The organism is Tahibacter sp., assembly GCF_032229445.1.
Lineage (GTDB): Bacteria > Pseudomonadota > Gammaproteobacteria > Xanthomonadales > Rhodanobacteraceae > Tahibacter.
In genome coordinates, this window is the sequence record NZ_JAVTWC010000051.1 from 1 (window position 1) to 14012 (window position 14012).

Annotated in this window: 12 protein-coding genes; 5 read left to right on the forward strand and 7 right to left on the reverse strand. The window is 67.5% G+C overall.

All coding sequences use genetic code 11. The features are described 5' to 3' along the window. Positions 1-313: hypothetical protein (locus RUU78_RS09800; RefSeq protein ID WP_313916077.1), on the reverse strand; the 313-nt coding region annotated here is incomplete at its 3' end. Between the two features lie 11 nt (positions 314-324). Here RUU78_RS09800 and RUU78_RS09805 point away from each other — a divergent pair. The 5 genes from RUU78_RS09805 (at position 325) to RUU78_RS09825 (ending at position 7402) form a co-directional block, all read left to right on the forward strand. Continuing rightward, positions 325-795, forward strand: a complete 471-nt coding sequence (locus RUU78_RS09805; RefSeq protein WP_313916079.1) for a 2Fe-2S iron-sulfur cluster-binding protein — start codon at positions 325-327, stop codon at positions 793-795. A gap of 71 nt (positions 796-866) precedes the next feature. Next, positions 867-3020: a xanthine dehydrogenase family protein molybdopterin-binding subunit gene (locus RUU78_RS09810; protein ID WP_313916081.1), complete on the forward strand. Its 2154-nt coding sequence runs from the start codon at positions 867-869 to the stop codon at positions 3018-3020. A gap of 13 nt (positions 3021-3033) precedes the next feature. Then, a complete protein-coding gene (locus RUU78_RS09815; RefSeq protein ID WP_313916083.1) occupies positions 3034-3615 on the forward strand; it encodes a hypothetical protein in 582 nt (193 codons plus the stop codon). 140 nt (positions 3616-3755) lie between these two features. Continuing rightward, positions 3756-4754, forward strand: coding sequence for a sialidase family protein (locus tag RUU78_RS09820; RefSeq protein WP_313916084.1), 999 nt, complete (start codon positions 3756-3758; stop codon positions 4752-4754). 251 nt (positions 4755-5005) lie between these two features. Then, complete coding sequence (locus tag RUU78_RS09825; protein ID WP_313916086.1) at positions 5006-7402, forward strand: PAS domain S-box protein; 2397 nt, start codon at positions 5006-5008, stop codon at positions 7400-7402. Between the two features lie 145 nt (positions 7403-7547). On the opposite strand, the gene RUU78_RS09830 is transcribed toward RUU78_RS09825, so the two are convergent. The 6 genes from RUU78_RS09830 to RUU78_RS09855 all read right to left on the reverse strand — a co-directional run bounded on the left by RUU78_RS09830 (position 7548) and on the right by RUU78_RS09855 (position 13959). Continuing rightward, entirely contained in the window at positions 7548-8834 is a 1287-nt protein-coding gene (locus RUU78_RS09830) for an FAD-binding oxidoreductase (protein ID WP_313916088.1), read from the reverse strand. Continuing rightward, positions 8831-9799 carry a hypothetical protein gene (locus RUU78_RS09835; RefSeq protein ID WP_313916090.1) on the reverse strand — a complete coding sequence of 323 codons (969 nt, stop codon included), beginning with the start codon at positions 9797-9799 and terminating at the stop codon, positions 8831-8833. The genes RUU78_RS09830 and RUU78_RS09835 overlap by 4 nt, the downstream gene beginning before the upstream one ends. Before the next feature lie 27 nt (positions 9800-9826). Then, complete coding sequence (locus RUU78_RS09840) at positions 9827-10480, reverse strand: PLP-dependent transferase (RefSeq protein WP_313916171.1); 654 nt, start codon at positions 10478-10480, stop codon at positions 9827-9829. Continuing rightward, the gene (locus RUU78_RS09845) at positions 10371-11009 is read right to left on the reverse strand and encodes a PLP-dependent transferase (RefSeq protein ID WP_313916092.1); all 639 of its coding nucleotides are present in this window, start codon (positions 11007-11009) and stop codon (positions 10371-10373) included. Before RUU78_RS09845 ends, RUU78_RS09840 begins: the two co-directional genes overlap by 110 nt. A 29-nt stretch (positions 11010-11038) precedes the next feature. Further along, positions 11039-11908 carry a UTP--glucose-1-phosphate uridylyltransferase GalU gene (gene galU, locus RUU78_RS09850; protein ID WP_313916094.1) on the reverse strand — a complete coding sequence of 290 codons (870 nt, stop codon included), beginning with the start codon at positions 11906-11908 and terminating at the stop codon, positions 11039-11041. Between the two features lie 152 nt (positions 11909-12060). Next, positions 12061-13959, reverse strand: coding sequence for a nucleoside-diphosphate sugar epimerase/dehydratase (locus RUU78_RS09855; protein ID WP_313916095.1), 1899 nt, complete (start codon positions 13957-13959; stop codon positions 12061-12063). Between the last annotated feature and the right edge of the window lie 53 nt (positions 13960-14012).

A 14012-nucleotide genomic window follows, 5' to 3' on the forward strand; every position in this document is an offset into this window, starting at 1 on the left:
TTTCTTTGCACACCGCAAAGAAAGAGTAGGTCGAGCGCCGCAGGCGATCGAAAGCCCTTCTTGCCCAGCCACAAGCGGTCGAGCGCCGCGGGCGATTGAAATCCGTTGGTGCCAAACCACAAGCGGTCGAGCGCTGCAAGCGATCGAAATCCGTTGGTGCCAGACCATCAACTGATGCCAGACCAGCAGCGTCCCAAATCAACGGTTGACGCCCCCACCCGCAGAACTCCATGCTCTCCCGCGTCGAACCGCGTGCCCGCGCAATACCCGCGCGCCACGCCAACGCGCAAACCGAGCCACCCATCGGCAGCATCGGGAGTCCTCATGGTCAGCCTCACGATCAACGGCAAGACGCAGCAGTTCGACGTTCCCGATGACATGCCCCTGCTCTGGGTCATTCGCGACATCGCCGGGCTCACCGGCACCAAATTCGGTTGCGGCATGGCGCAATGCGGCGCCTGTACCGTGCATGTCGACGGCGCGCCGTTACGCGCGTGCGTGATGCCGGTCGGCGCGGCGGCGGGCAAGTCGATCACGACGATCGAAGGTCTCTCGGCCGATGCGAGCCATCCGGTACAGCGTGCCTGGGCCGAACTCGATGTGGTCCAGTGCGGCTATTGCCAGTCCGGCCAGATCATGTCGGCCGTGGCCCTGCTCAAGGTCAAGCCCGCGCCGACCGACGCCGACATCGACGCCGCACTCAGCGGCAACATCTGCCGCTGCGGCACCTACCAGCGCGTCAGGGCCGCCGTGCACCGCGCGGCCGAGTTGGTCAAAGACTCAGGCCAGACCTGAGGCTCAGGCCAGACCTGACGCGAAAACCGGCGATTCACCGGGAACGCTCCCTCTTTGCCAGCGAGGCGCGCATGAAAACCAGCACCGATTCTTCGCGACGCGATTTCCTCAGGACCACCGCGCTCGGCGGCGGCGCGCTCGTCGTGTCGTTCTTCGTGCCCGGCGCCCATCGCCTGGCCCAGGCCGCGGCCGAACCAGCGGCGGCCAGCCTCGCGCCGAACGCATTCCTGCGCATTGGTGCGGACGACCGCATCACCGTGCTGCTGGCGCATTCGGAGATGGGCCAGGGCATCTGGACCGCGCTGCCGATGCTGATCGCCGAGGAACTCGATGCGGACTGGAGCCGCATCAGCGTCGAGCATGCGCCGGCCGCGCCGGACTATTTCGCCATGGGCATGCCGATGCAGTTCACCGGCGGCTCCATGAGTACCTGGACCGAGTTCGAACGCTATCGTCAGGCAGGAGCGACGGCGCGCGCGCTGCTGATCCAGGCGGCCGCGAAGCAATTCGGGGTCAAGGCCGCCGCCTGCCGCACTGAAAATGGCAGCGTCATCGCCGGCGACAAACACGCGCGCTACGGTGAACTCGTGGGTACCGCGGCGAAGCTGACCGCGCCCAAGACGGTAGCGCTCAAGGATCCAAGAGACTGGAAGCTCATCGGCAAGCCGACCAGGCGCCTCGACACGCCCGAGAAGATCGATGGCCGTGCCAAGTTCGGCATGGACGTGCAATTCGAGGGTCTGCTGACCGCCGTCGTGGCACGCTCGCCGGTGTTCGGCGGCAGCGTCACGAGCTTCGACGCGAGCGCCGCGAAACAGGTTCCCGGTGTGCGCGACGTCGTGCAGGTGCCTAGCGGCATCGCCGTCGTCGCCGATCATTTCTGGGCCGCCAAGCGCGGCCGCGACGCGCTGCGGATCGAATGGAACCTCGGACCCAATGCAAGCCTGGATAGCGCCAGTCTGCGTGAGGAATACGCCAAATACGCCGGCAGCGAAGGGACCGTGGCCAGCCAGGCCGGCGATGCGACGGCGGCCTTGTCCAAGGCAGCCAGACGTGTCGAGGCCGAGTATGCCGTGCCCTATCTCGCACATGCGCCGATGGAACCGCTGAACTGCACGGTGAAGATCGGCAAGGATCTCTGCGAGGTCTGGACCGGTACGCAGTTCCAGACCCTCGAACAGGCCACTGCGGCGCGCATCACCGGGCTCAAGCCCGAGCAGGTCAGGATTCACACGATGTTCCTCGGCGGCGGCTTCGGCCGGCGCGCCACGCCGACCAGCGACTTCGTCTCCGAAGCCGTCGAGGTGGCCAAGGCCGCTGGCAAGCCGGTCAAGACCGTGTGGACGCGCGAGGACGACATCCGCGGCGGCTATTACCGTCCTGCATTTGTGCACAAGGTCGAGGTCGGCCTCGACGAGGCGGGCCAACCGGTCGCCTGGCAGCACCGCATCGTCGGCCAGTCGATACTCGGCGGCACGCCCTTCGCGATGATGATCAAGAACGGCGTCGACGCGACATCGGTCGAAGGCGTGGCCGATTCGCCCTACGTCAAGGACATCGCCGACCATCGCGTCGACCTGCATTCCCCGGAAACCGGTGTTCCCGTGCTGTGGCTGCGATCGGTCGGGCACAGCCATACCGGCTTCGTCATGGAAAGCCTCATCGACGAGCTCGCCCACGCGGCCGGCAAGGATCCGGTCGCGTTCCGCCAGGGCCTGCTGCGCAAGCACGCGCGGCACCTGGGCGTGCTCAATCTCGCCGCGGAAAAGGCCGGCTGGGGCACACCGCTGCCGGCCGGACGCGCGCGCGGCATCGCCGTGCACGAATCGTTCGCGAGCTATGCGGCCCAGGTCGCCGAGATCTCGGTCGAGAATGGCGCGATCCGCGTCCATCGCGTGACCTGCGCGATCGACTGCGGCATCGCGGTGAATCCGGCCGGCATCGCCGCGCAGATGGAATCCGGCGTGGTGTTCGGCCTCAGCGCGGCGCTGTTCGGCAGGATCGAATTCAAGCAGGGCCGCGTGCAGGAATCGAACTACCACGACTACCGCGTGCTGCGCATGAACCAGATGCCGCAGATCGACGTGCACATCGTGCCAAGCACCGACAAGCCCGGTGGCATCGGCGAGGTCGGCGTGCCGCCGATTGCCGCGGCACTGGCCAATGCCCTGTTCGCCCTGACCGGCCAGCGCCAGCGCGAGCTGCCGCTGCGCGCGACGAGCTGAGGAGACGACCGCCATGCCTGCCCTCACCCGCATCGCCCTCGCCTCGTTCGCCGGACTGCTGCTGGCTGGATGCAATACCGGCCCCGATCCCGCGCAGCAAAAAGCCGCGCTCGCCGCATTCGACACGGTCAAGCAGGTGTTCCAGCACCCGCGCTGCCAGAACTGCCATATCCCCGGCGACGCGCCGCTGCAGTTCGATGCCGGCCTGCCGCACAGCATGGGCGTAGTGCGCGGTCCCACCGGCCACGGCGCCGAGGGCCTGCCCTGCTCGACCTGCCACGGCGATGCCAATCTGCCGGCCAGCTATGGCCCGCACGCGCCACCGGGTGCGCCGCACTGGGCGCTGCCGCCGCCGCAGCGCCGCATGGTCACGATAGGCCTGAGCGCACCGGCGCTGTGCCGCATGATCCAGGACAAGAACGAAAACGGTGGCCGTGATTTCGCCGCCCTGCTCAAGCACGTCAGCGAAGACAAGCTCGTGCTGTGGGGCTGGAATCCCGGCGGCGAACGCGCGCCGGTGCCGGTGCCGCATGCGGAATTCGTCGCCAGATTCAAGCTGTGGGCGGATGCCGGTGGCCCCTGCCCGGCGAGCTGACCGCGAGACTGGCCCCTCGAACCGGTCGGCAGCGATTTGTCTGAGCGGCCATTGACCACACCTCGGCGCGTGGTGCACAAACGCGCATCCACGAACCGGAAGCCGCGATGACGAATCCAGCACCCACACGGCGTCGGGCAATGGCGGTCGCCTTGGCCTTGCTCACGCCGGCGCTGGCCCCGGCGCAGCAGATCGTCAGCGGCGGCAGCGGCACCGACTATCAGCCGTCCATCCTGCGCGCCGCCAACGGCGAGCTGCTGCTGGCGTTCGAGCGCCTCGACACCAACCTCATCGGCGATCTGTGGATCACACGCTCCGCCGACGATGGCGCCACCTGGTCTACGCCCACGAGCGTGATCGCCACGAACGCCAACGAACGCCATCCGGCGCTGCTGCAGCTCGGCGACGGATCCTTCGTGCTGTTCTATCTGAAGGGCAGCGGCGCGCTCACGAGCTACCGCCTGTTCCGCGCCACTTCCAGCGACGGCGTGAGTTTCACTGAACAGGGCGAGCTGGCCCTCGGCGGCACCGGTGGCCAGCTCAATCCGCATGTGATCCGCCATCCCGACGGTACGCTGACGATGAGCTACCAGCGCCTGGGCAGCGGCAGCTACGTGGCCCAGTCCAGCGACAACGGCGTGACCTGGGATCAACTGCAGACGACGATCTCGACCGGCAGCCAGCTGCCGCGTATCACCTATCGCGCGAGCGACGGCCGCTACCTGGCAACCTATCAATCCGGCGCGTCGGTGCTCCAGATCCTCGCCAAGACGACCACCGATGTCCGCGACTGGAGCGCACCGCCGACCAGCCTGACCGCCAGCGGCGACAATCACGATTCGCTGCCCGTCGTGATGCCCGACGACGCTTTCGTCGTGTTCTACATCCATGCCAACGCCAGCCAATACGACATCTACTCGCAGCGATCCCTCGACGGCGCCTTGTTCGAACCGGCGCTGACCCAGCACGAAAGCGCCGCTGCGAGCGACGTCGAACCGCATCCGCTGGTCGGCACGTCGGCAAGCCATGTGCAGCTGTACTGGGGCCGTGAGGTACCCGGAAGCCCGCTCGACTACGACATCGTGCGCCTGCCCGCGACGGCCGTAGCCGATGGCATTTTCGCCGACGGGTTCGACTAGCCCGCCGACGACGGCTCCCCGTGCCAGCGCGCTTGCCGCAGAGGCGAAAAATCGCAAAGTGCGCAGATCGTACACTCGCGCCGCGCCACGCGCTGCCGTGCTGCACGATCCGTCGCCGCGTGAGTGACAAGCCCGTGCTTGCAGTTCCCTGCACAGCGCTCGTCACATCGCCTGCGCATCACACACCGGCTGCGTTGCTAGAATCGGTTCGTCCTCCGGGGACAGATTCCGGCTGCAGGCAAAACGAGGACATGAATGCGGGTGTAGACATCGGCCTGATCGGCAGCGCAGCGGTGATCCGCGCGCTGACGGGCCTGCTGCGCAATGGCGGCGACCACGTCACTGCGCTGGGCGAGCTCGACGATGCGGTGCGCGCCCTGCCGGCCGTGGCCTGCGACATCCTGCTCGTCGAAGCGCTCGATCCTGCTACGCCAACCTATGCGCAGCTTGCCCAGCTTGCGCCCTCGACGGCCTGGGTCGCGCTCGACAGCGACGAGGACGTGACACGCGGCCGGCGCTGGATCGAAGCCGGCGCGTCCGCCTGGCTCGCGCTGCCTACGCTGGATGCGGCCACGCTGCGGCGGGTGGTCACGCAGACCCTGTCCCTGCGCGACGGCGTCAACGCCATGCGCCTGCAACGCGACGACCTGCAGGCGGTGTTCGACTTCGCACCGCTGCCGATGTGGGTATTCGACCGCATCAGCCTGCGCTTTCTGACCGTCAACGATGCGGCGCTGCGCGCCTACGGCTGGTCGCGCGAACAGTTCCTCGGCATGACCCTGTTCGACATCCGCCCGCCAGAAGATCACGCCAAGTTGCGCGCCGCCCTGGCCCTGCCCGACAACGAGCGTGCCGACGCCGAGCTGTGGCGTCATCGCAGTGCCGACGGCCGCGTATTCCTGGTCGAGACCACGACGTGCGCACTGCGTTACGGCGGGCGCCAGGCGCGTCTGGTCATGGCCCGCGACGTGACCGCGCAGCGCCAGGCGATCCGTTCGATCGAGACCAGCGAACGCCGCTTCCGCGACCTGTTCGAGCAGAGCCTTGGCCTGATCTGCACGCACGACTTCGACGGCGTGGTGCAGTCGATCAACCCCGCCGCGGCGAGCGCGCTGGGCTACCGCGTCGCCGAACTCGTCGGCCGCTCGATGTTCGAGATAGTCCCGCCGGCGCTGCATGCGCGCTACCAGGACTATCTGCGCCGCATCGCGCGCGACGAGGCGGACTCGGGCCTGCTCTACGTGCTGCACCGCGACGGCGGCCAGCGCGTCTGGGAGTACAACAATCGCGTGATGCACGACGAGAACGGCGCGCCGTTCGTCACCGGTTACGCGCTCGACATCACCGAGCGGCTCCTCTACGAGCACCGCCTGCGCGAACAGCAGGCCGAACTCGAGGCGGTCAACGACGGTTTGCCGCTGGGCCTGTTCCGCGCCGGTCTCGATGGCGCCTGCAGCTACGTCAACCGCGCGTTCGAACGCATGTCCGGCCTGCGCAGCGACGAAGCGCGCGGCAGCGGCTGGCTGCAGGCCGTGCATCCCGAGGATCGCGACCGCGTCGCGCGCGACTGGCTCGCGGCCACCGCGGCGCGCGCGCGCTTCCAGTCACGCCTGCGACTGCGCCAGGACAGCGGCCAGACGGTGTGGGTGTCGATACAGGCCGCACCGCTCGTCATCGAAGGCGAGATCATCGGCTACGCCGGCAGCGTCGAGGACATCACCGCGCGCCACCTGGCCGAAGAGCAGCTGCGCCGCAACGAGCAGCGCCTGCGCACCATCACCGACGCCATGCCGGCCATGATCGCCTACGTCGATGCGTCGCTGCGCTTCCAGTTCGCCAATGCGGCCTACGAGCAAAGCCTCGGCGGCGAGCGCGGCCGCATCATCGGCCGGCACGCGCGCAGCGTGCTCGGCGACACCACCTACCAGCGCCGCCTGCCCTACATCGAGCAGGCGCTGCGCGGCCAGCGCGTGGAGTTCGAAGACGAGGACCGCCGCGACGACGGCTATTCCTGCACGGAGCTGATCTACATTCCGCAGTGGGACGACGAGCGGCGCCAGGTGCTCGGCATCCACGTCATGGCGCAGGACGTCACGCGCAAGAAAGTCGAGGAGCAGCGCTGGATACAGGCCGCGGAAATGGACAGCCTCACCGGCCTGGCCAACCGCGCCGGCTTCCTCGTGCGCCTGGAACGTGCACTCACACGCAGCCGCGACCAGCGCTCGATGCTCGTAGTCATGTACCTCGACATCGATCACTTCAAGCAGGTCAACGACACCCACGGCCACGCGGTCGGCGATGCCGTGCTCAAGATGTTCGCCCAGCGTCTGGCCGGCGTGCTGCGTCCATCCGACGTGATCGGGCGTCTCGGCGGCGACGAATTCACCGTCATCATCGAAGGCATGCGCCGCTCGCAGTACGCGTCCGCCGCTGCCGCAAAGATCGTCGCGGCGATGCGCAAGCCGTTCGTGCTCGACGACCACCACGTGACATTGAGCATCAGCACCAGCGTCGGCGTCGCGATCAGCCAGAGCGATGCCGCCCTGAGCGCCGCCGAACTGCTGCAGATCGCCGATGCGGCGCTCTACGACGCCAAGAGCGCGGGGCGGGATGGGTATCGCGTGCGTTCGAGCGTGACGCCGGACTGAGGCCCGCTGCGCCGACATGCCCTTTCGTGCGACGACGACAGGAGCCGACGATGTCACCATCGACAATCGTCGCGCGACCTGAGTGAAGCGACCAGGCAACAGCAGACCTTATCTCCGAGCCCGTGTCGCTGCCTCAACGATCCGCTCACGTATCCCGGAAATCGGCCATCCAGTCCTTGGCCTGATACCACCAGTAGCTCGCCTGCGCGCCCAGGAAGCCGAACGGGCGCATCGCGGAGGTGAGGCCAAACGGCGCGAAGCGCTGCCACGCGGTGTCGTCCTGCGCGATGGCCGCGGCGAGCAGTTCGCCGGCGACCGTCGTCGGCGCGACCCCGTGGCCGCCGAAGGCCTGGGCGTACCACAGACCGTTGGGCTTGCGCCCGATCTGCGGCATCTGGTGGCGCGCATAGCTCATGAGGCCGGACCACGCGAAATCCACATGGGTACCGGCGAGCTGCGGATAGACCTTGAGCAGGTCGCGGTAAAGCAGGTCGCGCACGCGTTCGGGCGAGCGATCACGGACCGAGATGCGCCCGCCCCAGAGCAGGCGCGAATCGGGCAGCGGGCGGTAGTAGTCGAACGCAAAGCGCGTGTCGTAGACCGCCGCGCGCGTGTTGATGCACTCGCGCAGGCGCGGGCCCAGCGGTTCTGTGACCATGACGTAGGTCGCGATCGGCAGAATGCCGCGATCGACCTGCGCATCGAGTCCGGCCAGATAGCCGCCGCAGCAGAGCACGACGTGCTGAGCTTCGATTTCGCCCTCGGCCGTGCGCACGCGCCAGCCCTGTCCCTGCCGCGTCAGTTCGCGCACGGCGGAATGCTCGTGGATCGCGACTCCCTTGGCCGCGGCCGCCTGGGCCAGTCCGATCGCATAGTTCAGCGGATGCAGATGCACCGCGCTGCGCTCCCACAGCGCATCGCCATAGCGCTCGCTGCGCAACAGTTCGCGCAGCGTGGCGCGCGGCACGAAGTCCCAGTGCACGCCGAACTGTTCGGCGAGAAATTGCTGGCGCTCGCGCAGCACGCGCGAATTGCGGAACCAGTTGGCCCAGATCACACCCTCGTCGACCATCGCGCACGGTATGCGGTATTTGCCGACGCGCGCGCGAATCAGCTGCACGCCGCCCAGCGTACTGAGGAACAGCGCCTTGGCATGTTCAGGACCGAGCTGCCGGACCAGCGCTTCCTCGCCACGTGAATAACCGGCGAAGACGAAACCGCCGTTGCGCCCCGAGGCGCCGAAGCCGACGTCGTCGCTTTCCAGCAGCGCGACATCGGTCACACCGCGCTCGGCCAGCCCCAGGACCGTGTTGAGGCCCGCGTAACCGCCGCCGATCACCACGACACGCCTCGCCTGCCGGCCCGTCAGCGGAGCGAATCCGCCGTAGGCCGTGGCCGTGGCGCGGTAGTAGCTGGCGGGCAGTCCAGTCATCGCGTGCGCGTATCGCGCGTCATGCCTTCGGCTTCGAGACCGACCTGCAACCAGCCCAGGCTCAGGCCGATGCGCGTCGCACCGGGATCGCCCCAGACATAGCTCAGGGTCTTGCCGCTGGCATCCTCGATCACGGCCAGCCGCAGCACTTCGGTATTGCTTTCACGATAGGTCAGCCGCGCCAGCTCGAGCGAATAGCCCGACGCCGCGCCGTCGCGATACTTGAGCGCGACGCGACCGCCTTCGCTGTGCAGGCGCAGGTCGCGACGCAGGTGCCAGTCGTTGTTGTCGGCGGCGGCCTTGGCGCCACCGCCGTTGAGCGCATCCCAGCCGGTGAACCAGCGCACGCGCTGCGACAGCGTGGCCGCGTCGACGCCACGGGCCTGGTCGGTCACGAGCACGACACGCAGGCGATCGTCGACGAGCTCGAACCGCAGCGGCAGCAACGCGGCCGTCGCACCAATGCCCGGCAGCAAGGCGCTGCAGGCCGCCGGATCGGCGGCGAACGCAAGGCCGTTGCGCGAGGCTGCGGCCTTGAGCGTGCAGGCGTTCAGCGGTGCCCAGGACTTTTCGTCGAGGCGCACGCTTCTGGCGCTGTTCTGGAATACCGCTTCGGCTTCCGCACTCAGCGGACGATACGGAACAAATCCATTTTTCTCATTGACCAGCAGCCAGCGGGCTTCCTGTACCGGCGTGGTGTCCGGAAGCACCACGCGCCAGAGCAGCTGGTTCCTGTCACCGCCCGGATGGCTCAGCCAGTGATGGATTGCGGGTGCCGCATTGCCGGACGGGGCCTGCTTGCCGCCGCCGGACGCGTTCCAGCGCTCCGCGTGATTGTCGTATTCGCCGGCCAGTTCCTGCGGCACGGCGACGGCGACGTCAGCGCCGGACGAGCGCAGCGGCAGGCTGCCGCAGGCGGAGAGGAGAAACGCAGATGCAGCGAGCAGACAGGACGAATGGCGCATGTTTCCTCCGGGACCGTTGATGCAACCCTACACGCGATCCAGGGCCTGGGCGAGATCGGCGATCAGCACCTCGGGTTCTTCCAGCCCTATGGACAGGCGTACCAGATTGACCGGCACCTGGCCCGCACGTTCGGCACCGACGCGCGTATCGCTCGGATAGACCGCGGCGACCGGAAACAGCAGCGATTCATAGCCGCCCCAGGACACCGTCATGAGGAAGCGCTGCAGCGCGTCGCAGAAGCGCTCGACCGCGAGCGTCGAATCGCAGCGGACCGTGAACGACAGCAGGCCGCTCGCGCCGGAGGTCTGGCGCTGGCTCAGCTCGAACTGGGCATCGCCCGCATCGTGCGGATACCAGAGACGTTCGACCTTCGCGTGCGATCGAAGGAACCCGATGACACGCGCGGTCGTGGCGGCGATCTGATGCATGCGCAGCGGCAAGGTGCGCAGCCCGCGGATCAGCAGCCATGCGTCATGCGGCGACAGCATCGCGCCCAGCGTCATGTACGGCCCCTGGAATACCTCGCGAATGAGTGCCTTGCTGCCGCAGAGCACGCCAGCGACGACGTCGCTATGTCCGTTGAGGTATTTGGTCGCCGAATGCGCGACGAGATCGATGCCGAGCGCGATCGCGCGCTGGTGCAGCGGCGTGGCATAGCTGTTGTCGAGCAGCGTGCGGATGCCGCGCGCGCGCCAGTGCGGCGACAGCGGCGAGGTCCTGCTGCTCGTAGGTCATGGTGTTCGGGCTTTCGAGCACGATCAGGCGCGTCCGCGGCGTCAGCGCGGCTTCGATCTGCGCCGTGTCACGCGCGTCGACGAAGCTGTGGTTCACGCCGAAGCGGCCGAGCAGATCGCGCACCAGCGTACGCGTCCATGAATACGGCTTCTGCACGCAGATCACGTGGTCGCCCGCGCCGAGCCCTGCGATCACGCCGGCGGCGATCGCCGCCGCGCCGGAACCGAACAGCAGCGCGTCCTCGGCGCCTTCGAGCGCGGCCAGCTTCTTGCGCAGGATCTCGACGGTGGGGTTGTTGCCGCGCGTATACAGCGTGGTGTCGAGTTCGTCGCCGAACGCCGCGCGCATGCGCGCCACCGATTCGAACGCGAAGATCGAACTCTGATAGATCGGCGGCGCGACCGCGCCGCGATGGCGCGCGCGGTCCTCCTCACCGAGGTGATTGAGGATGTAGCTCAGGTCGTGTTGCTGCATCGCCGGCCTTCCCTGCTGCGCGCTGACGACTACTTGCGCGCCGCGAATTCCCGCGTCGCCGCGGCCAGCATCGGGTCCTGCAGCGCGAAATGCAGGGTCGCCTGAACCAGTCCCAGCTTGTTGCCGCAGTCGAAGCGCTCGCCTTCGAAGCGATAGGCCAGTACGCGCTCCTGCTTGAGCAGCGCGTCGATCGCGTCGGTCAGCTGGATCTCGCCGCCGGCGCCGGGCTTGGTCGCTTCGAGCAGCGAGAAGATGCGGCCCGGCAGCACGTAGCGACCGACGACGGCGAGGTTCGACGGCGCGTCTTCGGGCTTGGGCTTCTCCACCATGAGCTTGATCAGTGCAGCGCGGTCGTTGATCGGACGCGCATCGACGATGCCGTACTTGCTGGTCTGCTCATGCGGCACTTCTTCGACCGCAATGACGCCGGAATTCTCGAACGCGGCCAGTTCGGCCATCTGGCGCAGCGCGCCGGGACCGCTGTTCCAGATCAGATCATCGGGCAGGATCACGCCGAAAGGCTCGTTGCCGACGACCGGCTTGGCGCACAGCACGGCATGGCCGAGGCCCAGCGCCTCGGGTTGGGTCACGAAGACGCAGCGCACATGCTTGGGCAGCACGTTCTGCACCAGCGACAGCAATTCCTTCTTGCCGGCTTGCTCAAGCTTGGTTTCGAGCTCGTAGGCCTTGTCGAAATAGTCGGCGATCGCGTGCTTGTAGCGGTTGGTCACGAAGATCAGCGTGTCGGCGCCCGCGTCGACGGCTTCGTCGACGGCGTACTGGATCAGCGGACGGTCCAGTACCGGCAGCATTTCCTTGGCCACGACCTTGGTGGCCGGCAGGAAGCGCGTGCCCAAACCGGCAACCGGAAAGACGACCTTGCGTAGACGTTGCGACATGCGAACTCCTGGCTGATGCGGTATGGCGTAATGCGCCGAACGGTGTCGGCGTCGCGTGAGGCGGACGCCTCGCCGTTGTGCTCTCGTGGTATCGGCATCGACAGTCGCTGCCGCGCGCCGACGCTCCTCTGAAACCGGTATGCGGCGAAAATCTATTGGTGTCCCTGCGCCCGATCGAACGGAACGACCGCGGCCTCGTCGCCGCCGCGGAACGCGAAATCCGGCAGCAGCGTGGCGATGCAGCGGCGCAGCTGGTCCTCGTCGAACTCCTGCACGGCCTGGGCGGCGCGCGCGAGCTGGGCGTTGAGAATCTCCCAGCTCATGCTGCGCGGCTGCGCGAGGAAAATCTTGACGTGCGAAGTACTGCGGTAGTTCTCCAGCGGATGGAACAGTTCCTCGAACAGTTTCTCGCCGGGGCGCAGGCCGGTATACGCGATCTGGATCTCACGACCGGGCACCTTGCCCGTGAGCCGGATCATCTGCTCGGCCAGGTCGCGGATGCGGATCGGTTCGCCCATGTCGAGCGCGAAGATCTCGCCACCCTTGCCCAGCACTTCGGCCTGCAGGATCAGCTGGCAGGCTTCCGGAATGGTCATGAAATAGCGCGTGATTTCCGGATGCGTGACGGTGACCGGGCCGCCGGCGCGGATCTGCTCGCGAAACAGCGGCACCACCGAACCGGCCGAGTCCAGCACGTTGCCGAACCGCACTGTGATGAAGCGCGTGCACGAGCGTCCGGCGAGGTTCTGGCAATAGATCTCGGCGACGCGCTTGGACGCGCCCATGATGCTGGTCGGGTTGACCGCCTTGTCGGTGGAGATCAGCACCATGCATTCCACGCCATGGCGATCGCTGGCATCCGCCACGCAGCGTGTCGCGAGCGCGTTGTTGCGCACGGCTTCGCGCAGTTGGCCCTGCAGCAAGGGCACATGCTTGTAGGCCGCCGCATGGAAGACGACTTGCGGCCGCGTCGCGGCGAAGAGGCGTTCGCAGGTTGCCGCGTCGCCGGCGTTGCCGATGCGCGCGTCGAAGATCAGGTCGGGCCAGGCCGCGCGCAGTTCCTGCTCGATGCGGTAGAGGTTGTATTCCGACAGTTCGAGCACGGTCAGCGAACTCGCGCCCAGGCGCGCGACCTGGCGGCACAGCTCGGAACCGATAGAACCGCCGCCGCCGGTCACGAGCACGCGCTTGCCGGTCAGCCCGCTGCGGATCGCGGTCCAGTCGAGCTGCACCGGGTCGCGCCCGAGCAGATCCTCGATCGCGACCTCCTTGAGCTCGTTGAACTGCGAGCGGCCAGAGACCACGTCATCGAGGCGCGGCACGGTGCGGAACGCCAGACCGGTCGATTCGCACAGTTCCACGACGCGGCGCATCTGCGCATTGCTCGACGAGGGCATCGCGATCAGCAGCATCTGCGCGGCGACTTCGGCGGCGATCTGCGGCAGTTTTTCCAGCGTGCCGAGCACCGGCACGCCATGCAGCTTGGCGCCGCGCAGCTGCGCGTTGTCATCGACGAAACCGACGACGCGATAGCGGTTCTCGCGCTTGAGGTCGCGCGCGAGCGCCTCGCCGGCGCGGCCGGCACCGAGGATCAGCACACGCTGGCTCGGACTGTCGTTGAACAGGTCCAGGCGCGAATCCTTCCAGAAGCGATAGCCCAGGCGTGGCGCGCCGAGAAACACCACGAGCGCGGCCGGATAGATCAGCAGCACACCGCGCGGCACGGTGGCCAGACGGTTGTAGAGAAACAGCGTGATCGCCACGAGCGCCGCGCCGATCGCGCCGGCGCGCACGATGTTCCAGAGGTCCGGCAGGCTCGCAAAGCGCCAGAGTCCCCGGTAGAGCCCGGTCCACCAGAACACGGCGGCCTGTACCGCGAGCAGCACGACGACTTCGGGGCCGAACCAGATCACCGGCTGCGGTTCGGGCAACACGGCATTGCGTGCCGCGTAGGTCGCGATCCAGGCCAGCCAGACCATGCCAACGTCATGCCCGACCACGGCCAGGCGCGGATGGATCAGACCGATGCTTCGGCGCAGGAGGTCAGGCATGGAGGCGTGCCTTTCCGAGGAAATCAGTCGCGGGAACGCGCCTCGCGTAGCAA